Below are 25,345 nucleotides of genomic sequence, written 5' to 3'. Positions count from 1 at the left end.
CCCAAAAGGAACCAAAAGGTCTTTGGCGCTGCGAGGCTCTGCCTATCTGACTACGTTCACGGGCGAAACTAAATAAAACTCGCCTTTCAGGCTCAAACAGCATTTAGTTTTTACGCCCGTTTCACTGTTCAGATTACGGCTTCACCCCTGTATGCGCCCAGGCTGACGCACAACTTCGCTTGCGCCAGCCTACAAAAGGGTCTGTGACCCCGTCAGGTTTTCGACCTCGGCGGAAGCCCGGGGTACCCGCTGCACGAATAAAGCGCTAAAAGACAGATAGATATCAGCGATAATCATTTTTATTTGTCTTAGCTTTCGAGAGCTGAGCGGGTCGGGTTGGAGACGCAGTCTTGATCTTTTGTTTCGTTTTGCATCAAGGCAAAATGAAAAACAAAGCCGGGAGGCTGCGTTAGAAAATAGATGAACTTGAAAGCATAATTGAAAAGAACGTTTTATCAATCTAACTACTGATTCATATTAATAATAAATTTGATAATTGAGAACTCTTGACTGATCATTCATTCTGTTACCTTTGTTACCTTTACCGTAACAATATGTGAAACAAAATATAAGATCGCAAACAGTCAACTTGAATAAGTTCTTATGACAACAGAAAATAAAATAAAATATTTTGAAAACCGAAAGGATTGGCGAAAGTGGCTGACCGACAACTTCGAGACTGCTAATGAAATCTGGTTTGTGTTTCCCAATAAATCTTCGGATAAGAAAAGTATTGCATACAACGATGCTGTTGAAGAAGCACTTTGTTTCGAATGGATTGACAGTACGATAAAGCCGCTCGATGCAGACCTCAGAATTCAGCGTTTCACACCTAGAAATCCGAAGAGTACATACTCGCAGGCCAACAAAGAAAGGCTTAAATGGTTATTGGAGAATAAAATGATATACCGTAAATTGGAGGATAAAATACGAAATGTTTTGTCTGAGACTTTTGTCTTCCCCAATGACATAATTGAAAGATTGAAAGAAGATAAAACAGTCTGGAAAAACTATCAGCATTTCTCCGATACATATAAACGTATCCGAATTGCATACATTGAAGCAGCGAGGAAACGACCGGAAGAGTTTGAAAAGCGGTTAAATAATTTTATCAATAAAACGAAAGAGAATAAAATAATAACAGGATTTGGAGGAATTGAAAAATACTATTAAGGTCTAAGACATATGTTCTATAAAAATATAGATACAGTCCGTTTAAAAATGAATGAATGCGGACACTCAAGCAAGCCTTTTTTATTTGCATTCGATTTCGAAATGCAGGAGGCCATATTCATCGAGAACCCGATGGACAACAGCCTTATTGAATTCAAAGCTGGTAACTATCAGAATATCAAACACAACAAAATTATTGATGGAGAAGTAACTTTCCACCCCTCTCCTATTTCATTAGAAAGCTATAAGCAAAAGTTCGACATTGTACACAAAGGCTTGAAACGGGGAGACTCTTTTCTGACCAACCTGACGATAAAAACGCCTATAGATACAAATCTCAGTCTGCAAGACATCTTCCTGCTGAGTAATGCTCCTTACAAGTTGTATATACCCGATCGGTTTGTATGCTTCTCGCCCGAACGTTTTGTGAAAATATCCGCCAGCAGTATTTCAACCAATCCGATGAAGGGAACCATTGATGCTGAGATACCTAATGCCGCAGAGAAGATACTCTCGGATTTTAAAGAGACAGCGGAGCATAATACCATTGTAGATTTGCTTCGAAACGATTTGAGCCAGTCGGCTCGCGGAGTATATGTCAAACGGTTCAGGTACATCGAACAAATCAAAAACAGGTTTAGAGACATACTTCAGGTAAGTTCGGAGATAGAAGGGCAATTATCGTCCGATTATCATTCACATCTAGGTGATATTATTGTACGAATGCTGCCTGCCGGATCGGTATCAGGTGCGCCAAAATCTGCGACAATAGACCTCATCAAAAAGGCAGAAGGTGAATCCCGTGGTTTTTATACGGGTGTATTCGGCTATTATGATGGAACCGAGCTCGATTCGGCTGTGCTTATCCGCTTTATAGAATCTCAAAACGGACAGTTTTATTATCGGAGTGGCGGAGGTATTACAGCTTACAGTCGGTGTGAAGAAGAATATAACGAAGTTCTGAAAAAAATTTATCTGCCATTTGTATGAGTAAACCCCGATTTATAGAAACCATTAAAGTGAAAGATGGATCATTCTGTAATCTGTCTCTTCACAGCCGAAGGGCTATCCGTACTTCCGAAATTCATTTTGGGGTATCGCTGAATTTTGATATTCCGACCGATATTATTCCGATGGATATGCGGATAGGTATTGTGAAGTGCCGTATATTATACAGCGATACCGTAGAAAGTATTACTTTCGAACCTTACCGTTTCAGACCGATAAACAATCTGGCCTTAGTATACGATAATGACATAGATTATACTTATAAGTCGGAAGACAGAAGCAGGCTGCAATCTCTCGTTTCGCAAAAAGGGAATTGTGACGAGATACTGATTGTAAAAAACGGATATATTACCGATACATCTTATTCGAACATCGTGCTGGAAAATAATGAAGGACTCTTTACTCCCTCAACACCTTTGTTAGCAGGCATCAAACGGCAATTATTGATCGATGCAGGCACAATCATTGAAAAATACATTAGGGTCGACGATTTACATAGGTATTCACGTGCCTACCTTATCAACGCTATGATAGACTTAGATGATAATGTAGGGGTTTCTTCGACTAATGTATTTTAGGATATAAATATTGATAATCAGAGGCATAAAGTCAAGAACATTAAGACGATAAAATAATCAGGCAAGACCACTTTAAATCTTACCCGAAAATCTCATATTTTATTGATAGAGCACCAAGCAAATATCACTTCTCTGTTCTTTCAGTTCCTTTATTTTTAAATAACAGTTACCTAGCATAAAGCGACTTCTCATAAAACTGTAATCATGATGATCTGTCAAATAACCAACAAAGTTTTCAATAAGTTGATCATCATCAGGAAACAGGAATGATTTATTACAATTTCCATCTTTATTAAATGCACATGTTAATGTAATATTTTCTTTATCAAAACGTATCTCAATAGATTTTTCATGAATATCTCTTTCAATATAATCCATAAGGCAAATAGGATAATCTGTGTATTTTTCCTTAATTTGTGATATAGAAAGCTTTAACACTGAGCTTGCCTGCTCAATTATTTTAGAATAAAGTTGTTCGGTAGGTATTTCTTTTGTTGTCATAGTGTCCGCATTTAAGCCTAATTTGAGAATCAGACTGATATAAATATTAATAAATAGTTTATATCTCTGCGGTTTTCATTCGCCAGTCAGAATCAGATCTCCAACAGACGATAACAGGATGTTGATACAAATATACAATTAATAAACAAAAAGTTAATTTCGATTTTCTTTTTTACCTATCTTTAATTTTTGATTTGCAAAAAGTACGAACGAATAGAATGAAAAAGTCCATATCATATTTACCATCAACCAATCAGAGAGATTTGCATTTTATCATCGAATCTGTTTTACAGAGATTGAAGCAGACTGAGATGATAATACTTTTCGGAAGTTATGCCCGAAACGATTATGTGGTGTATGATGAAAAATATGAGTTTGGCAAAATACAATTCTATGTAAGTGATTACGATATATTGGTTGTTACGAGTGGTATATCGGATGGCATTGCTATAAAAATACTAAGTAATATAGAAGATCTGTATTACGACCGGGCAACAGACCCTGATCGTCAGCCTCCTGTTCAATTTATTAGCGAGGATATGAAAAAGCTGAATAAGTATCTGAACGATGGGAGATATTTCTATACACAAATAAAGCAGGAAGGTGTTGTGTTGTACGATAGTGGTAAGTTTAAACTTGCCCGTCGTCGTAAACTTAGCTTTGATGAAATAAAGCAACAGGCTCAGGAATATTTTGATGATAAATTTGAGAGTGCTAATAGTAAATCTAAGATGGCTGTACTTGGCGTAAATGAAAAGCTTTATAAAGATGCTATATTTATGCTTCACCAAGCCTGCGAGAGTTATATTTATGCAATCCGCTTAGTCTTTACGTTAGAAAATCCCAAACAACATAACCTATCAAAGCTTCTAAACTCTGTAAAGAAGTATTCTAACGAGTTTATCAAAGTTTTTCCACAAGATACTCCAGAAGAAAAGCGGCTTTTTGAGCTAATCAAGGCTGCTTATGTAAATGGACGTTATGATCCTGATTTTGTCGTAACGAAAGAGGATATTGATGCACTTATTCCGAAAGTAGAGTTGTTGAGAGATATTACTAAGAGGATCTGTGAGAAGAAGATTGGGGAGTATGGGGAGATGGAGTAACCTTTTTCTATACATAGACGTCATATAGATTAAAAAAAGAAATTATGAAAAAAATTCTATTATTCACACTATCATCAATTATCATCTCTAATATAATAGCTCAAACAGTTGATAGCGATAAGAACAGATTTAGTCTCAAAACGAATTCTAATAGTATAAAAGTTGAAATTGTTGATGTTACAAAAGAAGATTTAGAGCTTTCTTTTTCTTCTGTGAAAAGTGACACATTATCTATTTCACTATATTTACCTGAAAACAATAGATTTAATGTGTATTCCGATATTGACACTACTGATTTTATTTTACCAATAGGTCATAGTGTCATATTATCAGTTGAAAAGAAAGAGAATAAACCAATTATAATAAATCTCAAGAATGGAATTGAGTATGATGAGATTAATTTTGACAAAAATAATAAGAATGAAGATTTTTCTCTCCTATATGAGAATGATATTAATAGTCCATATTTGAAAGAATTGAAAAATAAATATCCAATTGACAGTATAGCTTCATCTGGAAATTCTGATTTGGAAAAGGTTCGAAATGTTTCTTCTTGGGTACATCATCTATGGAAACACAATGGAATGAATGAGCCTGAAAAGAAAGATGCTTTATATATATTGGAAGAAGTGAAGAATGGAAAACAGTTTCGTTGTGTTGAATACGGAATAGTTACCACCGCTTGCCTTAATTCAATAGGAATAAAGGCTCGAACACTATCTCTAAAGACTAAAGATGTTGAGATACGCCCAGTCGGGGCGGGGCATGTTGTTTTAGAAGTATTCCTTAACGATTTGGATAAATGGATTGTAGTTGATCCTCAATGGGATATTATCCCTCACATAGACGGAAAACCTCTAAATACCATTGAACTTCAATCCGCCATTACCAATCGCAAAAAAGTAAGTGTTTGGACAACAGAACAAACAACTTCCGAAGAATATATTCCGTGGATATACCCATATTTGTATTATTTCTCTATAAAGTTCGATAATAGAGAGAATATAAGTAAAGAAAAACAATATACTTATCAGGGTAAATCCGATTTAATGCTGGTGCCCGTAGGAGCGAAAAACCCAACTATTTTTCAACAAAAATTCCCTCTTAATTATTGCTTTTACACTAATTCAATAAAAGATTTTTATAGAAAGCCTTGAGAAAGATTAACTAAAGGATATTACTTAATCAAGTTCATATTTTCTCTTTTATTCCAATTTTGAACTTACACTCTTTAAAAGTAAGCTTTTGTCTTATAGTATCTATATCAACATCTTTTAGATTTCGAGTAAAAACGACTTTAAGAAATAGGACTAATTTTCTATTATTGGTTTTCGACTTTTAAAGAGTGGTGGAATGACTTTCTGAATAACTTCCAGATAAGAAATAAAAAAGACTAACCCGACTGCAAATATAATAATGAATACAAGATTTGCCCCGAAAGCATCAAATCCCCATTTTGCAATAAAGAGATAGCGAAATATCAATGCAAGTGCTGCGATGCCCATCGCTCCACATATAATTAGCAGTATATTTTCAGAATCTTTATAATTCATATTATTATGATTAAAGTTTTTGTAAACTCTTTCCTTTTTGCATTGCCTTTAGAATATTCTTTCTAACGGCTTGGATAGATGGCACTAAATCGCCCTCCATCATTGCAAGCATTGTTTTCAATTCCTGCATCAACTCAGGGATGGGACGGCATAATTCATAAGCGATCTTCATGCAAAGAGATTTTACTGCGGGCAATTCCTCGCCAGACATCATTCGCTCTAAACAGAAATCCAGAAAATCTACTCTTGGCGGATTCGGGAATGGCTGTCTGTATAATAAATTGAGCATTACCCTTCGTTTTCCTCCATGCTTGCAGACAAGAACTTCATTAATCAATTGATCATGTTTATTATATAACCACTCGTTATCCTGTGACGAAAAATGAGTAAAAATCCAAGCTGCATGATATCCAATAGTTTCATCTTCACCAATGACTAAATTATATAACTCTTGCTTTCGGCTGTCACTATCATGTGTTAAACGAAGTATCTCATTGATATCGTCCATTCCTATACGCTCAGAGAGTTTGGTATTGAAATTCATTATTAGTTATTCTTATTTATCAGATTAACAACAACTTTTACCATAATATCTTTTTCTTCAGTACGGCTTTCGGCAATCATCAATGTGAGTGCAACCAATGTATTATTCTCGATAAGTCTAGTACTATCGCTTCTATATAAAATGCCATTCTGCTCCAAAAACCAAAGAAAGAGAAACGCAGCGATACGTTTGTTTCCATCACTGAACGAATGGTTTTTAGTCACCAAATACAGTAGCATCGCTGCTTTTTCTTCTATGCTAGGGTATAATTCCTCTCCTCCAAAAGTTTGGTAAATAGTGCTAATCGAACTTTTGAATGATTGGTCTTTCTCATTACCGAACAAACCTCCACTCCCAAATTTATCTCTCAACACATAAATAGCTTCCATAGCATTGTCATAGTTAGCTTTAAAAGGTTCTTCCGTAGTAGTCCTTTCGATTTCAAGTTTCTGATAATCGTATCTATCTAAAGTGTCAAGAGCATAAGTGTAATCTGTTATCACACGTAATAGTCCAGTTGCTTCATCAGCCGACAGAGTCTTGGCATTTATTACATTGGAAAGCAGTTTGACTGTTTTCTTTAAATTTTCCAATTGCTCCGTCTTTGCATTTTGATTAATAGCATAACCTTTGATTAGATATTCTTTCAGAATACTATTCGCCCAAATACGGAATTGAATACCTCTATTCGATTTTACTCTGTAACCTACTGATATAATCATATCTAGGTTGTAATAGTCAATATTTCTTTCAACCTTTCTATTTCCTTCTGATTGAACTGTCGCAAAATTTGCGACAGTTGGAATATTGTTTAGTTCCTCCTTTAATGCATTGTTAATATGTTTACCAATTGTTTTTATATCCCTGTCAAATAACTCAGACATTTGTTGTCGATTGATCCACACATTTTCATTGTCGAGCTTTACATCTAATTGGGTATTACCATCAGGTGTTTGATATATTATAACTTCTCCTTTATTCATCGTATTTCATTTTAAGCTTATCTTATTAGCAGACTCCCTTTTCTTGGCATTTACCAGATCAGCATAGATCTGAGTTGTAGAAACATTTTTATGCGTAAGCATTTTACTTACAGTATAGATATCAGTGCCTAAAGCAACCTGCAAGGTAGCAAAAGTATGTCGAAAGCAATGGAATGTGATATGCTTTGTTATCCCCGCACTAGCTACCCAATCTTTCAGCGATTGTTGAGTCATAGTCTTTGTCAATCCTTTGAAGACTTTACCTTTGCCTCTTTCTCCACAGAGTTCCAATGCTTCATCACTAATGGGTAAGGTAGTTTCTGTTTCTGTCTTCTCGGTTCTTAGTCTCATACAATAACCTCCATCAGAGGCAGGAAGTATTTCTTTCCAATCCAATTTCAGAACATCACTTATCCGTAAGCCAGTGAAACACGAGAAGATAGATGCTGATTTCAACACAGGGAAGTCGCAAGGTGTATTGGCTAAAGTCTTTAATTCGTCCAAAGTCAGATATTCTTTCTTTACATCTGTGGTATCGATTGAGTCCAGATATTCATTGAGATTCTCTCTGAAGAATTTTTCTTTATATGCAATCTTCAATAAGGCTCTGAATGTAGAGAAATACCCTGATGCTGAGTTTTGAGATATACGAAGATCTTTATGTTTCAATTGCTTTGCATCCATCAGATAATCCCTAAAGCGGTTGCATAAGTCTACGTTCACATCTCCAAAGGTGCATTTACCTTTGACAAAATTGGAAAAGTGCTGATATACTTTCATCCACTTCTGGTCTTTCTTTTCGGCTTTCAGTTTGTAATAAGCTAGAAAGTCAGCTTTCTTTTTATTCTTATCCAGAAAACCGTATTCCTCATTGATAATAGCTTGTACTCTCATGCTGCGGATAACTTCAGCTTTCATCAGCATTTCATTATTGTACTCCTTTTCAATTTCGTTTCTAGGTTTGGCATAGATATAAATACCTAAATACTCACGCCGTATCATTTTCATTGAATACGGATCACGAATAGCAGGATAAAAATCCAGATAAAGACTCTCTCTAGCTCCTGTTATAGGTCGTCGTCGAAGTGCTACTTTACTTATTCCCATAGTTATAAGATTATTTGAGGGTTGAATAACTTATCTAAGTCGGGCTTTGATATTTTCACATATCTACCTTCTTTTATCTTTGGTATATTATGATACTTCACATAGTGATATAAAGCGTCACGAGTGAGGTTAAATTTTTGCATGGCTTCTTCTGTCGTATAATATTCGGCATCTTGAGACTGCTCATAACCTTTGGCTATATCAAAGTCTTTCTTAGAGTATAGCACTTTGCGGCCGTCTTTCTTTCGTGGGATATTTTGCTCAGATACAAAACTATATATGGCTGCCGTAGATAAATTGTATTTCTCTTGGATGTCTTCTACTGAATACCATTCTTTTATATTCTGACTTTCGTTAAAGCCTTTCTTTTCAAAATATTTATCGATATGCTCTTTACTGAAATATGATTTACCTCGGATCAATGTTTTAGGGATACTGTTTTCTCTGGCAATTTTATAGAGCCATGATTCTTTGATATTGAATTTTTCTTTAATCTCGGCTACTGTATATAATTCAGTTAATGGTTTTGGCTCTTTACTTGGCTTGGCTCTATATTCATACTCCTCAACATTGTCAAACATATTATCTATGTCCGCTTTACGAATAAATGTTTTACCATCCATCTGTACAGCTTTAAGATTGCCTCTGTGCAAATAACGGTAAACAGTTGTTCGCTCAACACCAAGAAGAAAAGCGGTCTCTGATACCGAGAGATATTCCTTATCTTTTATTTTATCGTATTTGTCACTTATCTTTTCTATCTCCTGCATGGTAGAATAATTTATTCCTACCATTTTGAACTGTCTCTGACCTTGCTTGTATGCTTTGGAGTTGCACTTATGCGAACAATAACGTGTAGTCGTTTTTTGTGCAGTGAAAGTTTTTCCACAGCACTCACAGTTCTTCTTTATTTGCATTTTACTACTCATAATTTCTCCTTTATTTCTCCCTGTTTTTGTTGCACCATGTTGCATGGTGTTGCACAGTGTTGCAATCGTATATCGTCTATGAACAAAAATTATGCCTGTTTTATATTTTTATAGAAACGGTACAATTACGACAGAAAGACTGTCATAGAATCCATTATTATCAATATTCAAATATAAAAATAGAAAAGAAAAAGTCGCTATTTTATAGCGACTTAATGGTTGGTTATAATTATTATCTATTAATTATGATTAGTTATCATTTGCCGATACAGAATTTACTAAAAATATTACCCAATATTTCATCTGTAGAAATTTGACCTGTTATTTCGCCTAAATAATGCATACACTCACGAATATCTTGAGCAAGAAAATCAGATGATAATCCCGACTCCAATCCCGATGAAACACGTTCTATAGCCTCCTGAGCTTTTCGCAAAGCCTCATAATGCCGCATATTGGTGACAATCACATCCTGTTCTCCAAATTCAGGAATATTAGCAGCATCTACCAACTGTTTTTGCAGCTCATCTGTACCTTGCTGGTATTTAGCAGAAATAAATATACGGTCGGGAATCTCCTTTTCCAACAACAACTCCTTACTTTCTTTCCGTGCTGCAGGAATAATATCAACCTTATTAAAAACCAAGATTAGTTTCTTACCCTCGATCATCGGCAGTATCTTCTTCGATAATTCCAAAGCATGATCATCTTCGGTTTCGGCATCCACGACCCAAAGTACGATAGAAGCCTGCTCTAATTTTTTGAAAGTACGTTCTATTCCCAGACTTTCCACAACATCATCCGTATCACGGATTCCTGCCGTATCTATCAATCTGAACATCAAACCATCTATCGTAATAGTATCCTCTATAACATCACGTGTGGTTCCATGAACATCCGATACAATGGCTTTTTCTTCTCTCAACAGAAGATTGAGAAGAGTAGATTTACCCGCATTTGTTTCTCCGATAATAGCTACCGGAATACCCGTTTTCACCACATTACCAAGAGCAAACGAATCTGCCAGCTTTTGAATATGTATATGTATATTTTGTGCAGCTTGCTTCAGATTATCACGATTCGCAAACTCGACATCTTCTTCCGAGAAGTCCAATTCAAGTTCGATCAGAGATGCAAAGTTCAGTAGATTTGTACGCAACTCTATCAACTTAGTGCTGAACCCTCCACGCATCTGATTCATAGCCAGACGATGTGTTGCTGCAGAAGACGAAGCAATCAAATCCGCTACGGATTCAGCCTGAGACAAGTCCATTTTCCCATTCATAAAAGCACGCTGGGTAAACTCTCCGGCTGTAGCCAACCGGGCTCCATTATCGAGCAGTAATTGCAAAATACCCTGCTGTATATATATCGATCCATGACACGATATCTCAACACTTTCCTGCCCGGTAAACGAATTGGGACTATGAAAAACACTAGCCAGCACTTCGTCGAAAACTGCATCATCTTTCATTATCGCCCCAAAATGTATGGTATTGGCTTTACAGCCGGCAAGTTTTTTACCCGAAGGCGATTTGAAGACTCTGTCGACCAATCCAATACAACCTTTTCCAGATAAACGGACAACGGCTATCCCCCCGATACCTGCCGGAGTAGATATAGCTGCGATAATGTCTGATTGTAGCATCATAATTCAGATATTTTAAATGATAAAAAGGTACAAGACCTTATTCAAAGTTACTATTATTTCCGATATAAGGCAAGTACACTTACCATTACGCAAGTACTTCGAGTAAACAAGACAGACTATTTGTTTTTTACCTCATTTAGATATTTGCTAATTTGACAAAAGTCTTATTTAGTCTTAACACTTAACGGAATGAATCCTAAATATGTATACATTTGTTTTCAGTAATATTCAAAAATATGAATCGGAATTTCAAATATGTTGTTCTCGGAATTATAGTATGTCTCTCAATTGTTTTCATATGGCAGCTTTATTGGCTCAGAGGTTTATATCATACAATAAAATCCGAGACTGAGCAAACTGTCAGCGAATGTATTAATACAGCCAACCTGGAGGAAATTCAGTTTCGGATGGACAGCCTTGATAATAAACCCAAAGAAGGAAAGACAATTACTATAACACAAACTCTTTCAGACGATGATGATGACAATACGAAAAAGAATACCGAGAAAAAAGGCATAAAAAAGACAAAAAAAGTTGTCAACCAACAAAATGATACCACAACTACCATTACGAAGGAGGAAGGTAATAATGCCCTAACAATCCAGCAATTGCAGAAAATCGCATTTTCTTTCACCGAAGCCATCCATCAGGCAATAGATACAGTTGTACCTGTCAACCTCAATAAGATAGACAGTATACTTGTATATAATTTCAACGCCAAGGGGATAAGATCCGATATATACAGTATAGAAATCATTGACCTAAATACAGACAGCATAAAACACCGTTTAGTCAATATCCCTGCAGCTTTAGCACGATCCGAATTTTACGACTTCAAATTTGACACGGAAAATAATACAGCATACCGCATCCACATAGAACCTCTGACAAAGACCATACTGATACAAATGTCGGGAATACTCGGTACAACCCTCTTGATTATTCTTATTCTGTGTTTTGCTTTCTGGTATCTGATACGAACAGTCATTCAGCAACGTACCCTCGAAGAAATGAAAGACGACTTTACCAATAATATGACACATGAGCTGAAAACCCCCATAGCAGTCGCTTATTCAGCAGCAGATGCCCTGCTCAATTTTAAACAAGGAGACGACAAAGAAAAAAGAACCCGTTATCTGACCATTTGCAAAGATCAATTAAGCGAGCTCAGTGCATTGGTCGAACAAATATTATCCATGAGTATGGAACGGCGTAAAACATTTGTCCTTAACAAAGAAGATATACAGCTCGAACCTCTTATACAAGTACTTATCGAACAACACAAACTAAAAGCCGGAAAAGAGGTAAATTTTGCAGTAAACATATCTCACGGAAATTTGAGTATCCATGCCGACCGCACCCATATCAACAATATAATGAGTAACCTGATAGACAATGCAATAAAATATTCCGATGGCAAAGTCGATATCACAATTACAGCAAAGGAAAACAATCGAAACTGTATTCTTTCCATTTCAGACAATGGTATGGGCATTGTTCCCGAAAAGCAAAAATATATATTCGAGAAGTTTTACAGGGTAACATCAGGCAATCAATATACTGTCAAAGGATATGGACTGGGGCTTTTCTACGTAAAAACAATGGTCGAAAAACATCATGGAACAATCTCGGTAGAAAGCACTCCGGGAGCAGGTTCAACATTCACGATAATAATACCGACACAACTATGAAAACAAATAAAAATATAAAAGTATTATTGGTAGAAGACGAGCTTACACTGTCGATGATTATCAAAGACACTCTTGATGAAGAAGGCTTCGACGTCATTCAGGCAGAGACTGGCAAAAAAGGACTAGAGTTATTCTTCAACACCAAACCAGACATTTTGGTTGCTGATGTAATGATGCCCGAAATGGACGGATTCGAAATGGTCAGCAAAATACGTAAAACCGATAAAACAACTCCTATCCTCTTTCTGACTGCCCGATCGGCAATAAAAGATGTGGTATCGGGCTTTGAACTCGGAGCAAGTGATTATCTCAAGAAACCATTCAATATGCAGGAACTCATTATCCGCATCAAAGTGCTGGTCAACAGAGCATATATCGAACAAAGCGAAAAAGAAAAAGAAACATTCGATATTGGTAATTATACTTTTGACTCTATCACGCAAAAGTTGATATGTGAAGGAAAAGAACAGGAATTATCGCATCGAGAGTCCGAAATCCTTAAACGACTATGCAGCAACATAAATGATGTAGTAAACACTCAAAACATCCTACTCGAACTTTGGGGCGATGACAGCTTCTTCAATACCAAAAGCCTGCATGTATTTATCACAAAACTAAGACACAAATTGTCTCTGGACAACCGTATACGCATTGTTAATGTGCGAGGAATCGGATACAAACTCATTGTCGAATAGAAAAAGGGTATCAAATAACATAGTTTTCCCATACCTTTTCCACTACCTTTTAGCACCCCTTTACCAGCAAAAAAGCCGCAACATCATAAGATATAGATATAGACAAGATATAAATAATAACTATAACTAAAGAAAACAGCCCTCAATTTAGAAATAATTTTATCTATACCTCAGAAAGCAGATACATCCGGCTATCAGATAAGCGCAATCAAATAACCCCGGAAAACTTCTGAGGACATACAACGTTGACCTCCGGTGGAAATCTGAGTGAACAGGCCGGCAATATAACATGATGTATCAATCGGATGAATGTACGGAAAGAGACCCTGCTTCTGATCTTTGACATTTTGAATAATAAAAAGAGCAGTCCGGGAAACCGAACTGCTCTTTACAATATTTTGATTTTCTGAGATATTACTCAACTTTGTCGAAATCGACTACCGTTTTGCGGTTAGCCATCACACGGTCGAAATCTTCCTTAGTACCCACAACGAGTTTTTCGAATTCTCTCTGACCTGTTCCGGCAGGAATCAAGTGTCCGCAGATTACGTTTTCTTTCAAACCTTCAAGTCTGTCAACTTTCGCATTGATAGCAGCGTCATTCAACACTTTCGTAGTTTCCTGGAACGATGCAGCTGACATAAAGCTGGTAGTTTGAAGTGCAGCACGTGTAATACCTTGTAAGATCTGGTTCGCTGTTGCAGGAATTGCATCACGAACTTCAACTGTACGAAGGTCCCGGCGTTTCAACATAGAGTTTTCGTCACGAAGTTTACGTGCAGTAACAATCTGTCCGGGTTCGAATGTAGAAGAGTCTCCTGCATCTACAACCACTTTTTTACCCCAGATACGGTCGTTTTCTTCCATCACATCGTGTTTGTCAACTACCTGTTGTTCAAGGAAACGAGTATCTCCCGGATCAACCACCTCTACTTTACGCATCATTTGACGAACGATAACTTCGAAGTGCTTGTCGTTGATTTTCACACCTTGCAGACGGTAAACATCCTGTACTTCATTCACGATATATTCCTGTACTTCTGTCGGTCCTTTAATAGCAAGGATATCCGAAGGAGTAGTAGCACCGTCTGACAATGGCATACCGGCACGGATAAAGTCATTTTCCTGTACAAGGATTTGTTTCGAAAGCGGAACAAGATATTTCTTGGTTTCACCCAATTTGGATGTAACAATAACCTCTCTGTTACCACGTTTGATCTTACCGAACGATACCTCACCGTCTATTTCAGATACTACAGCAGGGTTAGATGGGTTACGAGCTTCAAACAACTCAGTCACACGAGGAAGACCTCCGGTGATATCACCCGCTTTACCTACCGCACGAGGAATCTTAACAAGAACATCTCCGGCTTTGATCATATCCTTATCTTCTTTGATAACGTGCGCACCCAACGGTAAACTGTATGTTTTAAGGATGTTGCCTTTATCGTCCAAGATATGAGCCTCGGGAGCTTTAGTCTTATCACGAGATTCGATAATGATCTTTTCTTTCAATCCGGTTTGTTCGTCCGACTCAACTTTATAAGTAACGTTTTCTATAACATTCTCGAATTGGATCTTACCTGTTGCTTCTGTAATGATAACCGCATTAAATGGGTCCCATTCACAGATAACATCACCTTTCTTCACAGCTGCTCCATCTTTGAAGTAAAGCTTAGAACCGTAAGGAATATTGTGAGTAAGCAATACAATCTTAGTGTTAGGATCTACGATACGAAGTTCAACAAGACGGCTTACAACCACCTGTATTTTCTTTCCTGCATCATCAACAGTTTCAACTACACGAAGGTCATCTAATTCAAGAATACCATCGTATTTAGTAATCACACTGTTTTCTGTAGCGATGTTCGAAGCGATACCACCGACGTGGAATGTACGAAGTGTAAGCTGTGTACCAGGCTCACCGATAGACTGTGCAGCGATAACTCCAACTGCCTCTCCTTTTTGAACCATACGTCCGGTAGCAAGGTTACGTCCGTAACACTTGGCACAAACACCTTTCTTAGATTCACAAGTAAGAACAGAACGGATTTCGACACGTTCGATTGGCGATTCCTGAATAATAGCCGCTGTATCTTCTGTTATCTGCTCACCTGCTTCCACGATAATTTCTCCTGTCAACGGATGTTGAATATCGTGTACTGAAACACGACCCAGGATACGTTCGTAAAGAGAAGCGATAACTTCTTCGTTATTTTTAAGTTCTGTACAAACAAGTCCGCGCAATGTACCACAGTCTTCTTCGTTGATGATCACATCTTGAGATACGTCAACAAGACGACGGGTAAGATATCCCGCATCGGCTGTTTTCAAAGCGGTATCGGCAAGACCTTTACGAGCACCGTGGGTAGAGATAAAGTACTCCAACACCGAAAGACCTTCCTTAAAGTTCGAAAGGATCGGGTTTTCGATAATCTGTGCACCTTCTGCCCCACTCTTCTGAGGTTTAGCCATCAAACCACGCATACCTGACAACTGACGGATCTGTTCTTTCGAACCACGGGCTCCGGAGTCAAGCATCATATATACAGAGTTGAACCCTTTGTTGTCTTCCGATAGTTGTTTCATCAAGATGTTTGACAACTTAGAGTTGACGTGAGTCCATGTATCGATAATCTGGTTATAACGTTCGTTATAAGTGATGAATCCCATATTATAGTTACCCATAATCTGTTCAACTTCATCATAACCCTGTTGTACCAGAGTTTCTTTTTCTGCAGGAATAATAACGTCTTCAAGGTTGAACGACAAACCTCCCTGGAATGCCATACGGTAACCCAAGTTTTTGATGTCGTCAAGGAAAGCGGCTGTTTTAGCAACCCCTGCCAGTTTGATTACGTTACCGATAATATCACGAAGCGATTTCTTAGAAAGCACTTCATTGATAAATCCTACTTCGATAGGTGTATGTTCGTTAACGATTACACGTCCTACCGATGTTTCACGCATGATAGTTGCTACATTTCCGTTTTCGTCCAAGTCACGAACATATACTTTTATAAGAGCGTGGATATCCACTTTCTTTTCATTATATGCGATAATGGCTTCTTCGGGTCCGTAGAATGTAAGACCTTCACCTAATGCTCCGGGACGTATTTTTGTAATATAATACAGACCAAGTACCATGTCCTGAGAAGGAACGGTAATAGGCGCACCGTTGGCAGGGTTAAGGATATTATGTGAACCAAGCATCAACATCTGAGCTTCGAGGATAGCCTCGTTGCCAAGAGGTAAGTGAACCGCCATCTGGTCACCGTCGAAGTCGGCATTGAACGCCGTACAAGCAAGCGGGTGCAACTGGATAGCTTTACCCTCGATCATCTTAGGCTGAAATGCCTGAATACCTAAACGGTGAAGAGTCGGGGCACGGTTGAGCAATACAGGGTGTCCTTTCATTACATACTCAAGGATATCCCATACAACCGGTTCTTTGCGGTCTACAATCTTTTTAGCCGATTTAACAGTCTTAACGATACCTCGTTCGATCAGTTTACGGATAACGAATGGTTTGAACAGCTCAGCTGCCATATCTTTAGGGATACCACATTCGTGCATCTTCAACTCAGGACCAACGACAATTACCGAACGAGCCGAATAGTCGACACGTTTACCCAAAAGGTTTTGACGGAAACGTCCTTGTTTACCCTTCAAGCTATCAGACAAAGATTTAAGCGGACGATTAGATTCTGTTTTGATCGCACTCGATTTACGAGAGTTATCGAACAAAGAGTCTACAGCTTCCTGCAACATACGCTTTTCGTTACGCAAGATTACATCCGGAGCCTTAATATCGATCAAACGTTTCAAACGGTTATTACGAATGATAACACGACGATACAGGTCATTTAAGTCAGATGTAGCGAAACGACCTCCGTCAAGAGGTACAAGCGGACGAAGTTCGGGTGGAATCACAGGTACGATTTTCACGATCATCCATTCAGGACGGTTTTTGCCTTTCGATCCACGGAATGCTTCCACAACCTGAAGTTGTTTCAACGCTTCGTTTTTACGTTGTTGCGAAGTATCTGTACTTGCTCTGTGACGAAGAGTGTTGGCCAATGAATCAAGATTCAATCTTGAAAGAAGGTCATACACAGCTTCTGCTCCCATTTTAGCGATAAACTTGTTAGGATCGCTATCGTCCAACAGTTGATTTTCTTTTGGGAGTGTATCTAAAATATTCAGATATTCTTCTTCTGTCAACAGGTCTTTGTAAGCAATACCATCTTCTTCTTTGATACCGGCTTGTATTACAACATAGCGTTCGTAATAAATAATAGTATCAAGCTTTTTGGTTGGTATTCCCAACAGATAACCCATTTTGTTTGGTAGAGAACGGAAATACCAGATATGAGCAACAGGCACTACCAAGTGGATGTGTCCTGTACGTTCACGTCTTACTTTCTTTTCGGTAACTTCCACACCGCATCGGTCGCAGACAATACCTTTGTAACGGATTCTTTTGTATTTACCGCAATGACATTCGTAGTCCTTTACCGGACCAAAAATGCGTTCACAGAAAAGACCATCACGTTCTGGTTTGTATGTACGGTAGTTGATAGTTTCGGGTTTCAAAACTTCACCGCTCGAGCTTTCGAGAATTTCTTCAGGAGAAGCCAGACTTACAGTGATTTTTGAAAAGCTACTCTTTACTTTACTATCTTTTCTAAAAGCCATATGTTTTCTTTATATAAAGAGTTATTGTAATTTATCAATATGATAATGAGATAATAACTGAATATTTTGAATGTGATAATATGCCAATGTCAGTAAAACGATTGGCACATTACCTCATTTTCTCATTATTTTAGTCGAGTGTAACACTTAGTCCCAAACCTTTCATCTCATGCAGCAATACATTCAATGATTCCGGGATACCGGCTTGTGGCATTGGTTCACCCTTCACTATCGCTTCGTAAGCTTTAGAACGACCCATCACATCATCGGATTTGATAGTCAGAATTTCTTGCAAGATGTGTGCTGCACCGAATGCTTCAAGTGCCCAAACCTCCATCTCTCCGAAACGTTGTCCCCCGAACTGAGCCTTACCTCCAAGAGGTTGTTGAGTGATAAGTGAATATGGCCCGATAGAACGCGCGTGCATTTTATCTTCAACCATGTGACCCAGTTTCAACATATAGATGATACCTACTGTTGCAGGCTGGTCAAATTGAACACCGGTTCCACCATCACACAGATAAGCTTTTCCGTAACGAGGTACACCTGCTTTGTCTGTCCATGAGTTCAGATCATCAAGACTGGCTCCGTCGAAAATAGGAGTAGCGAATTTCACACCAAGCTCACGTCCTGCCCAACCAAGAACAGTTTCGAAAATCTGCCCCAAGTTCATACGAGAAGGCACACCCAGCGGATTCAATACAATATCAACAGGAGTTCCATCGGGTAAGAACGGCATATCTTCCTGACGAACGATACGAGACACGATACCTTTGTTACCGTGACGTCCTGCCATCTTATCCCCTACCTGGATCTTACGTTTTTTAGCTACATACACTTTAGCTATCTGAACAATACCTGAAGGTAATTCATCACCGATAGTCAAATCAAAACGTTTACGTTTCAATTCTGCATCCAGCTCTTTATATTTACGAAGGTAATTAACGATAACATCTCTGATCAAATCATTTTTGTGGTCATCAGATGTCCACTTACTAACCTGAATAGATTCGAAATCGATGCTGTCAAGTGCCGATTTTGTAAATTTAGCACCTTTAGCTATTACATCCGTATTTAAATAGTCTTTTACACCTTGTGATGGCTTTCCATCAGTAAGTACCAATAGCTTTTCAACTAAAGTATGTTTTAGTTTAGCCATTTTTTCTTCGTACTCTTCATCCAACTTAGGCAATAAAGCTTTGCTCGAAAGTTTAGTTTTACCTTTCTTAGCTGCTTTAGAGAATAAGTTAGTGCCGATAACAACTCCTTTCAATGATGGAGAAGCTTTCAATGAAGCGTCTTTCACATCGCCGGCTTTGTCACCAAAGATAGCACGAAGCAGTTTTTCTTCGGGTGAAGGATCCGATTCTCCTTTCGGAGTGATCTTTCCGATAAGAATATCGCCGGGACCAACACGTGCTCCGATACGTACGATACCTCTTTCGTCAAGGTCTTTTGTGGCTTCTTCACTAACGTTAGGAATATCAGAAGTCAGCTCTTCTACCCCACGTTTAGTATCACGTACATCAAGAGAGAACTCTTCTACGTGAACAGAAGTCAACATGTCTTCACGAACTACTCGTTCATTCAATACAATCGCATCCTCATAGTTATATCCTTTCCATGGCATGAAGGCAACTTTCAGGTTTTTACCGATTGCCAATTCACCAGCTTCTGTAGAATAACCTTCAGTCAGAATTTCACCTTCAACTACACGTGCGCCTTTCTTACAAGTAGGACGCAAGTCGATAGTAGTATTCTGGTTAGTCTTTCTGAATTTAGGGATGTTATATGTTTTAATCGCACTGTCGAAGCTTACAAATTCTTCGTCATCAGTACGGTCATATTTAATCTTAATGGTGCTGGCATCGACATAAACAATTTCTCCTGCACCTTCCGCCACGATTTGTGTGCGTGAGTCCTGAATCAATTGTCCTTCGATACCTGTACCCACGATAGGAGACTCAGTACGCATCAACGGAACTGCCTGGCGCATCATATTAGATCCCATCAATGCACGGTTAGCATCATCATGTTCCAAGAAAGGAATTAATGAAGCTGCAATAGATGCAATCTGTGTTGGAGATACGTCCATCAATTCGAGCTCTTCGGGACCTACTACCGGATAGTCGGCATCCTGACGAGCTTTAACACGAGTGTTAATGAATGATCCGTCATCGTTCAGAGGTGCATTACCCTGAGCTATGATTTTATCTTCTTCTTCTTCGGCTGCCAGATATATGATACCGTTTTCCGACAAATCTACTTTGCTTTCTGTTACTTTACGATATGGAGTTTCGATAAATCCAAGATCGTTTATTTTTGCATATACACAAAGTGAAGATATCAGACCGATATTCGGACCTTCGGGTGTCTCAATCGGACATAAACGTCCGTAGTGAGTATAGTGTACGTCACGCACCTCGAAACCAGCTCTTTCACGAGAAAGACCACCAGGTCCAAGAGCAGACATACGGCGCTTGTGAGTAATCTCGGCCAAAGGATTGGTTTGATCCATGAACTGAGACAGAGCATTTGTTCCGAAGAAAGTATTCACAACAGATGATATTGTCTTCGCATTGATCAAGTCAATAGGCGTAAACACCTCATTGTCACGAACGTTCATACGCTCACGGATAATACGTGCCATACGGTTCAAACCTACACCGAATTGGTTGTAAAGCTGTTCGCCGACAGTACGTACACGTCTGTTACTCAAGTGGTCGATATCATCAACAATCGTTTTCGAGTTTATAAGCTCGATCAGATATTTGATGATTTCGATAATATCTTCTTTGGTCAATACACGAGTATCATCACTAGTGTGCAGACCTAGTTTTTTATTGATTCTAAAACGTCCTACTTCACCCAGGTCGTAACGTTTTTCAGAGAAGAACAAACTGTTGATAACCTCGCGTGCGCTTGTATCATCGGCAGGTTCTGCACTACGCAACTGACGGTAGATGTGGCGAACCGCATCTATCTCTGAGTTACTGGGGTCTTTTTGAAGGGTATTATATATGATTGCAAAATCTGAAGCATTTTGCGAGCTTTTATGTAATAGTACAGATCCTACACCAGAGTCAATGATAGCATCGACATGGTCTTTCTCCAATACTGTTTCGCGTTCGATTATTACTTCATTACGTTCAATAGAAGTTACCTCACCGGTATCTTCGTCAACAAAATCTTCCATCCATGTCTTAAGGATACGTGCTGCAAGTCTGCGTCCCTCGATTTTTTTCAGATTCTGCTTGTTGACTTTAACCTCTTCAGCCAGATCAAAGATCTCAAGTATGTCTTTATCGCTTTCGAAGCCTATAGCTCTAAGCAATGTTGTTACAGGTAATTTCTTCTTTCTGTCGATGTATGCATACATGACATTGTTTATATCCGTAGCGAACTCAATCCACGATCCTTTGAACGGGATGATACGTGCCGAATATAATTTGCTACCGTTGGCATGTACACTTTGTCCAAAGAACACACCCGGTGAACGGTGCAGCTGAGATACCACTACGCGTTCTGCCCCATTAATGACAAATGTACCTTTCTCTGTCATATATGGAATAAGTCCAAGATAAACATCCTGGATCACTGTATCGAAGTCCTCGTGATCGGGATCGGTACAGTACAGTTTAAGTTTTGCCTTGAGAGGCACACTGTAAGTAAGACCTCTTTCGATACACTCTTCGATAGTATAACGAGGAGGGTCGATGTAGTAGTCCAAAAACTCTAATACAAAGTTGTTACGTGTGTCTGCGATCGGAAAATTCTCAGCAAAAACTTTATATAAGCCTTCTTTCTTTCTCTTTTCAGGAGGTGTATCAAGCTGTAAAAAGTCTCTAAACGACTTTAATTGTACTTCAAGAAAATCTGGATAATGCAGCGGATTTTTTATTGAAGCAAAGTTGACTCTTTGATTTGTTGTTGGTGAAGACATGGAATACTCTATTTTTTTGAACTAATTACTTTTGACGCAAAAAGGTCAAGAACCTCCTCCTATTAGAAGGTTCTCAACCAACATCCTGATAAACAGGATTTTCTTGTTTTATTTAAGTTCAATTTCAGCTCCAGCTTCTTCCAATTGTTTTTTCAATGCTTCAGCTTCGTCTTTAGATACGCCTTTCTTAAGGTCAGATGGTGCAGCATCTACAATATCTTTAGCTTCTTTCAAACCTAAACCTGTAAGTTCTTTAACAGCTTTTACAACTTGAAGTTTGTTAGCACCTGCTGATTTAAGAACAACATCGAAAGATGTTTTTTCTTCTTCTGCAGCAGCACCGGCAGCAGCAGGAGCAGCAACAGCTACAGCAGCAGCAGCTGGTTCGATTCCGTATTCTGATTTAAGAACTTCAGCAAGTTCGCTAACTTCTTTAACTGTCAAATTTACTAGTTGTTCAGCAATAGCTTTTACGTCTGCCATTTTTTTGTATGTATTAAAATTGTTATTACTTCTTTTATTAAAAAATTATCTGTTAGATAGAGTCTCAAGTACTCCATGAATGGTGTTACCACCAGATTGTAGAGCCGATACAACGTTCTTGATAGGAGATTGTAACAATCCGATAACATCTCCAAGAAGTTCTTCTTTGCTCTTGATATTTACTAATGCTTTCAAGTTATCTTTTCCTATATAGAAGCTTTCTTGTACGTAAGCAGCTTTCAATGCAGGAATACCTTCTTTGCTATATTTATCTAATAATTTAGCAGGTGCATTAGCAGTATTAGTAAACATGATAGCAGTATTTCCTTTAAGAGTTGGGATCAACTCTGTAAAGTCTGTATCTAATGATTCTAATGCTTTTTGCAACAAGGTGTTTTTTACAACCATCAGCTTAATATCGCTCTTGTAGCATTCTGCTCTTAGTTCGCTAGTTTTAGCAGCATTAAGAGTCGAAACATCTGTCAAGTAGAAGAAATCATATTCTTTTACCGTTTCAGCGATAGTACTTATAATAGTGCTTTTATCTTCCTTTCTCATAATTCCGTAGTTTTAATTAGTTTTCGTCTACTGATTTAGGGTCGATTTTAATACCCGGACTCATAGTACTTGAAAGAAATACACTCTTCACATAGGTACCTTTTGCTGAAGAAGGTTTCAATTTGATAAGCGTATTGATAAATTCTTTCGCATTATCTTTGATCTGATCAGCAGAAAATGATACTTTACCGATAGATGCATGGATAATACCTGTTTTGTCTACTTTGAAGTCGATTTTACCAGATTTCACTTCTGTCACGGCTTTAGCAACATCAACAGTTACAGTACCACTTTTAGGGTTAGGCATAAGACCGCGAGGTCCTAAAACACGTCCCAAAGCACCGATTTTACCCATGATAGCAGGTTGTGTGATGATCACATCGATATCAGTCCAACCACCTTTTATTTTTTCGATATATTCGTCCAAACCTACGTAGTCTGCTCCAGCTTCTTTAGCTGCAGCTTCAGCGTCAGGTGCACATAATACAAGAACTCTCACTTGCTTTCCTGTTCCGTGTGGCAGAGATACTACACCTCTCACCATTTGGTTAGCTTTACGAGGATCAACACCAAGACGTACATCTACGTCTACAGATGCATCAAATTTCGAAGAAGTAATATCTTTTACAAGTTGTGATGCGTCTGTCAGTGAATAAGATTTCCCTGCTTCAATTTTGCTGAAAGCTAACTTTTGATTTTTTGTCAGTTTACCCATTTCTCAATTGAAGTTAATTAATTATTATTTGGGAAAGCCCCTTTTACTGTGATCCCCATGCTACGAGCTGTTCCGGCAACCATCTTCATTGCTGATTCGACTGTGAAACAGTTCAAATCGTTCATTTTATCTTCTGCGATAACGCGAACTTGTTCCCAAGTTATTTCAGATACTTTTTTACGATTTGGCTCTGCAGATCCGCTTTTAAGCTTTGTGATCTCAAGAAGTTGTACTGCTACAGGAGGGTTTTTGATTATAAAGTCAAAAGATTTATCTGCATAGTAAGTAATTACTACTGGAAGAATCTTTCCTGCTTTGTCTTGAGTTCTGGCATTAAATTGCTTGCAAAAATCCATAATATTGATCCCTTTAGAACCTAAAGCAGGTCCTACGGGAGGTGATGGATTTGCTGCACCGCCTTTAATTTGTAATTTCAATTGTCCAGCAATTTCTTTAGCCATTTTTGTTTTAAATTTTTAGTTTTTGTTTAAAACTGGTAGATAGAGCAATAAATAATTATGCGTAACCAAATATATTTATTGTTCTTTTTCGACTTGCATGTAATTCAATTCGAGCGGAGTTTTCCGTCCGAATATCTTTACCATCACTTTGAGTTTCTTTTTCTCGGCATTTACCTCTTCGATAATACCGGAGAATCCGTTGAATGGTCCGTTGGTTACCTTTACGGTTTCACCAACAATGTACTGAACATCCATTTCTTCTGTCTGCTCTTCCAACTCATCCATTGTTCCCAAAATGCGGTTAACCTCAGATTGTCGCAATGGTTGTGGATTGGCTGCATCGGGAAGAAACCCTGCAACATAATTAATGTTGCGCAGTTCGTGCACAACTTCCCCGACCAAAGCTGCTTCTATCAGAATATAACCAGGAAGATACGCTTTTTCTTTAAGTACCTTCTTTCCGTTACGCATGATATAAGTTTTCTCGGTAGGGATAAGAACTTGAGAGATGTATTTTCCTAACTCGGTCTTCTTCATCTCTGCCTCAAGATATTCTTTGACCTTATTTTCTTTTCCACTAACAGCACGTAGTACGTACCATTTCTTTTCGATTTCAGTCATTTTAACAAATTGAGGAGATTAAACAATGCCGTAGAAATACTTCAAGCCCCATTCAAACAACGAGTCTACACCAAACACAACTAATGCCATGATAAAGGAAGCAACCATGACAACTAGCGCACTACTGGTAAGTTCGGCCCTGGTAGGCCAAGAAACCTTGTGTACAAGTTCGTTATATGAATCTTTTATGTATTGAATTATTTTTTTCATTATCCAAATGAGATTTGCACGGGTTGAGAGACTCGAACTCCCGACACCTGGTTTTGGAGACCAGTGCTCTACCAACTGAGCTAAACCCGTAGATTAAGCCGGCAATATTTCAGCCGGCTAGGCTTTATATCTTAGAT

22 protein-coding genes and 1 tRNA gene are annotated in these 25,345 nt (G+C 38.2%); 7 read left to right on the top strand and 16 right to left on the bottom strand.

Annotated features, from left to right (window positions below; translation table 11 throughout):
• Nucleotides 1-603 precede the first annotated feature (603 nt).
• The 3 genes from AABJ51_RS16025 to AABJ51_RS16015 are packed head-to-tail and all read left to right on the top strand — an operon-like array spanning nt 604 to nt 2,759.
• Entirely contained in the window at nt 604-1,173 is a 570-nt protein-coding gene (locus AABJ51_RS16025) for a YdeI/OmpD-associated family protein (RefSeq protein ID WP_338373363.1), read from the top strand.
• Between the two features lie 12 nt (nt 1,174-1,185).
• Complete coding sequence (locus AABJ51_RS16020; protein ID WP_338373362.1) at nt 1,186-2,163, top strand: aminodeoxychorismate synthase component I; 978 nt, start codon at nt 1,186-1,188, stop codon at nt 2,161-2,163.
• Nucleotides 2,160-2,759 (top strand): aminotransferase class IV, encoded by a 600-nt coding sequence (locus AABJ51_RS16015; RefSeq protein WP_338373361.1) that lies wholly within the window; start codon nt 2,160-2,162, stop codon nt 2,757-2,759. Before AABJ51_RS16020 ends, AABJ51_RS16015 begins: the two co-directional genes overlap by 4 nt.
• 99 nt (nt 2,760-2,858) lie before the next feature.
• Here AABJ51_RS16015 and AABJ51_RS16010 read toward each other — a convergent pair whose 3' ends face one another.
• Nucleotides 2,859-3,260: a hypothetical protein gene (locus AABJ51_RS16010; protein WP_338373360.1), complete on the bottom strand. Its 402-nt coding sequence runs from the start codon at nt 3,258-3,260 to the stop codon at nt 2,859-2,861.
• Nucleotides 3,261-3,478: 218 nt separating this feature from the next.
• Here AABJ51_RS16010 and AABJ51_RS16005 point away from each other — a divergent pair, with 218 nt between their 5' ends.
• Together AABJ51_RS16005 and AABJ51_RS16000 are read left to right on the top strand one after the other, a co-directional pair.
• Complete coding sequence (locus AABJ51_RS16005; protein WP_338373359.1) at nt 3,479-4,366, top strand: HEPN domain-containing protein; 888 nt, start codon at nt 3,479-3,481, stop codon at nt 4,364-4,366.
• 44 nt (nt 4,367-4,410) lie between these two features.
• Nucleotides 4,411-5,523 carry a transglutaminase-like domain-containing protein gene (locus AABJ51_RS16000; RefSeq protein ID WP_338373358.1) on the top strand — a complete coding sequence of 371 codons (1,113 nt, stop codon included), beginning with the start codon at nt 4,411-4,413 and terminating at the stop codon, nt 5,521-5,523.
• 153 nt (nt 5,524-5,676) lie between these two features.
• Here the strand turns inward: AABJ51_RS16000 and AABJ51_RS15995 are convergent, their stop codons facing one another.
• From AABJ51_RS15995 to mnmE, 6 genes are all read right to left on the bottom strand, one after another.
• Entirely contained in the window at nt 5,677-5,919 is a 243-nt protein-coding gene (locus tag AABJ51_RS15995) for a hypothetical protein (protein WP_026628014.1), read from the bottom strand.
• Nucleotides 5,920-5,929: 10 nt separating this feature from the next.
• A complete protein-coding gene (locus tag AABJ51_RS15990; protein ID WP_338373357.1) occupies nt 5,930-6,463 on the bottom strand; it encodes a HEAT-like fold family protein in 534 nt (177 codons plus the stop codon).
• Between the two features lie 2 nt (nt 6,464-6,465).
• Entirely contained in the window at nt 6,466-7,446 is a 981-nt protein-coding gene (locus AABJ51_RS15985) for a virulence RhuM family protein/type II toxin-antitoxin system death-on-curing family toxin (RefSeq protein WP_338373356.1), read from the bottom strand.
• Nucleotides 7,447-7,452: 6 nt separating this feature from the next.
• Nucleotides 7,453-8,553 (bottom strand): site-specific integrase, encoded by a 1,101-nt coding sequence (locus AABJ51_RS15980; RefSeq protein ID WP_434781371.1) that lies wholly within the window; start codon nt 8,551-8,553, stop codon nt 7,453-7,455.
• 2 nt (nt 8,554-8,555) lie between these two features.
• Complete coding sequence (locus AABJ51_RS15975) at nt 8,556-9,482, bottom strand: helix-turn-helix domain-containing protein (protein WP_338373355.1); 927 nt, start codon at nt 9,480-9,482, stop codon at nt 8,556-8,558.
• Nucleotides 9,483-9,738: 256 nt separating this feature from the next.
• A complete protein-coding gene (gene mnmE, locus AABJ51_RS15970; RefSeq protein ID WP_338376013.1) occupies nt 9,739-11,130 on the bottom strand; it encodes a tRNA uridine-5-carboxymethylaminomethyl(34) synthesis GTPase MnmE in 1,392 nt (463 codons plus the stop codon).
• Between the two features lie 239 nt (nt 11,131-11,369).
• Between mnmE and AABJ51_RS15965 the strand changes: the two genes are divergently transcribed.
• Nucleotides 11,370-12,824: a sensor histidine kinase gene (locus tag AABJ51_RS15965; protein ID WP_338373354.1), complete on the top strand. Its 1,455-nt coding sequence runs from the start codon at nt 11,370-11,372 to the stop codon at nt 12,822-12,824.
• The gene (locus tag AABJ51_RS15960) at nt 12,821-13,519 is read left to right on the top strand and encodes a response regulator transcription factor (protein WP_026626463.1); all 699 of its coding nucleotides are present in this window, start codon (nt 12,821-12,823) and stop codon (nt 13,517-13,519) included. Before AABJ51_RS15965 ends, AABJ51_RS15960 begins: the two co-directional genes overlap by 4 nt.
• A 414-nt stretch (nt 13,520-13,933) precedes the next feature.
• On the opposite strand, the gene rpoC is transcribed toward AABJ51_RS15960, so the two are convergent.
• From rpoC to AABJ51_RS15920, 9 genes are all read right to left on the bottom strand, one after another.
• Nucleotides 13,934-18,217, bottom strand: coding sequence for a DNA-directed RNA polymerase subunit beta' (gene rpoC, locus AABJ51_RS15955; RefSeq protein ID WP_026626461.1), 4,284 nt, complete (start codon nt 18,215-18,217; stop codon nt 13,934-13,936).
• Nucleotides 18,218-18,347: 130 nt separating this feature from the next.
• Nucleotides 18,348-22,160: a DNA-directed RNA polymerase subunit beta gene (rpoB, locus tag AABJ51_RS15950; RefSeq protein ID WP_026626460.1), complete on the bottom strand. Its 3,813-nt coding sequence runs from the start codon at nt 22,158-22,160 to the stop codon at nt 18,348-18,350.
• A 108-nt stretch (nt 22,161-22,268) separates the two neighbouring features.
• Entirely contained in the window at nt 22,269-22,643 is a 375-nt protein-coding gene (gene rplL / locus AABJ51_RS15945; protein ID WP_026626459.1) for a 50S ribosomal protein L7/L12, read from the bottom strand.
• A gap of 45 nt (nt 22,644-22,688) precedes the next feature.
• Nucleotides 22,689-23,201: a 50S ribosomal protein L10 gene (gene rplJ, locus AABJ51_RS15940; protein ID WP_026626458.1), complete on the bottom strand. Its 513-nt coding sequence runs from the start codon at nt 23,199-23,201 to the stop codon at nt 22,689-22,691.
• Between the two features lie 16 nt (nt 23,202-23,217).
• Nucleotides 23,218-23,916, bottom strand: coding sequence for a 50S ribosomal protein L1 (rplA, locus tag AABJ51_RS15935; protein ID WP_026626457.1), 699 nt, complete (start codon nt 23,914-23,916; stop codon nt 23,218-23,220).
• 17 nt (nt 23,917-23,933) lie between these two features.
• Nucleotides 23,934-24,377 carry a 50S ribosomal protein L11 gene (gene rplK, locus AABJ51_RS15930; protein WP_026626456.1) on the bottom strand — a complete coding sequence of 148 codons (444 nt, stop codon included), beginning with the start codon at nt 24,375-24,377 and terminating at the stop codon, nt 23,934-23,936.
• Nucleotides 24,378-24,452: 75 nt separating this feature from the next.
• On the bottom strand, nt 24,453-24,998 hold the full coding sequence (gene nusG, locus AABJ51_RS15925; RefSeq protein ID WP_026626455.1) for a transcription termination/antitermination protein NusG: 546 nt from the start codon (nt 24,996-24,998) through the stop codon (nt 24,453-24,455).
• A gap of 18 nt (nt 24,999-25,016) precedes the next feature.
• A complete protein-coding gene (gene secE, locus AABJ51_RS19420) occupies nt 25,017-25,208 on the bottom strand; it encodes a preprotein translocase subunit SecE (protein WP_026626454.1) in 192 nt (63 codons plus the stop codon).
• A 17-nt stretch (nt 25,209-25,225) separates the two neighbouring features.
• Nucleotides 25,226-25,298: transfer RNA gene (locus AABJ51_RS15920), tRNA-Trp, on the bottom strand.
• Nucleotides 25,299-25,345 lie beyond the last annotated feature (47 nt).

Source organism: Indolivaga capnocytophagoides (assembly GCF_036511535.1).
GTDB lineage: Bacteria > Bacteroidota > Bacteroidia > Bacteroidales > Dysgonomonadaceae > Dysgonomonas_A > Dysgonomonas_A capnocytophagoides.
This window is presented reverse-complemented; position numbering and strand designations above follow the sequence as displayed.

Coding starts and splice junctions, on each gene's coding strand:
- AABJ51_RS16025 (WP_338373363.1), top strand. CDS start 604: ATGACAACAGAAAATAAAATAAAATATTTTGAAAACCGAAAGGATTGG.
- AABJ51_RS16020 (WP_338373362.1), top strand. CDS start 1,186: ATGTTCTATAAAAATATAGATACAGTCCGTTTAAAAATGAATGAATGC.
- AABJ51_RS16015 (WP_338373361.1), top strand. CDS start 2,160: ATGAGTAAACCCCGATTTATAGAAACCATTAAAGTGAAAGATGGATCA.
- AABJ51_RS16010 (WP_338373360.1), bottom strand. CDS start 3,260: ATGACAACAAAAGAAATACCTACCGAACAACTTTATTCTAAAATAATT.
- AABJ51_RS16005 (WP_338373359.1), top strand. CDS start 3,479: ATGAAAAAGTCCATATCATATTTACCATCAACCAATCAGAGAGATTTG.
- AABJ51_RS16000 (WP_338373358.1), top strand. CDS start 4,411: ATGAAAAAAATTCTATTATTCACACTATCATCAATTATCATCTCTAAT.
- AABJ51_RS15995 (WP_026628014.1), bottom strand. CDS start 5,919: ATGAATTATAAAGATTCTGAAAATATACTGCTAATTATATGTGGAGCG.
- AABJ51_RS15990 (WP_338373357.1), bottom strand. CDS start 6,463: ATGAATTTCAATACCAAACTCTCTGAGCGTATAGGAATGGACGATATC.
- AABJ51_RS15985 (WP_338373356.1), bottom strand. CDS start 7,446: ATGAATAAAGGAGAAGTTATAATATATCAAACACCTGATGGTAATACC.
- AABJ51_RS15980 (WP_434781371.1), bottom strand. CDS start 8,553: ATGGGAATAAGTAAAGTAGCACTTCGACGACGACCTATAACAGGAGCT.
- AABJ51_RS15975 (WP_338373355.1), bottom strand. CDS start 9,482: ATGAGTAGTAAAATGCAAATAAAGAAGAACTGTGAGTGCTGTGGAAAA.
- mnmE (WP_338376013.1), bottom strand. CDS start 11,130: ATGCTACAATCAGACATTATCGCAGCTATATCTACTCCGGCAGGTATC.
- AABJ51_RS15965 (WP_338373354.1), top strand. CDS start 11,370: ATGAATCGGAATTTCAAATATGTTGTTCTCGGAATTATAGTATGTCTC.
- AABJ51_RS15960 (WP_026626463.1), top strand. CDS start 12,821: ATGAAAACAAATAAAAATATAAAAGTATTATTGGTAGAAGACGAGCTT.
- rpoC (WP_026626461.1), bottom strand. CDS start 18,217: ATGGCTTTTAGAAAAGATAGTAAAGTAAAGAGTAGCTTTTCAAAAATC.
- rpoB (WP_026626460.1), bottom strand. CDS start 22,160: ATGTCTTCACCAACAACAAATCAAAGAGTCAACTTTGCTTCAATAAAA.
- rplL (WP_026626459.1), bottom strand. CDS start 22,643: ATGGCAGACGTAAAAGCTATTGCTGAACAACTAGTAAATTTGACAGTT.
- rplJ (WP_026626458.1), bottom strand. CDS start 23,201: ATGAGAAAGGAAGATAAAAGCACTATTATAAGTACTATCGCTGAAACG.
- rplA (WP_026626457.1), bottom strand. CDS start 23,916: ATGGGTAAACTGACAAAAAATCAAAAGTTAGCTTTCAGCAAAATTGAA.
- rplK (WP_026626456.1), bottom strand. CDS start 24,377: ATGGCTAAAGAAATTGCTGGACAATTGAAATTACAAATTAAAGGCGGT.
- nusG (WP_026626455.1), bottom strand. CDS start 24,998: ATGACTGAAATCGAAAAGAAATGGTACGTACTACGTGCTGTTAGTGGA.
- secE (WP_026626454.1), bottom strand. CDS start 25,208: ATGAAAAAAATAATTCAATACATAAAAGATTCATATAACGAACTTGTA.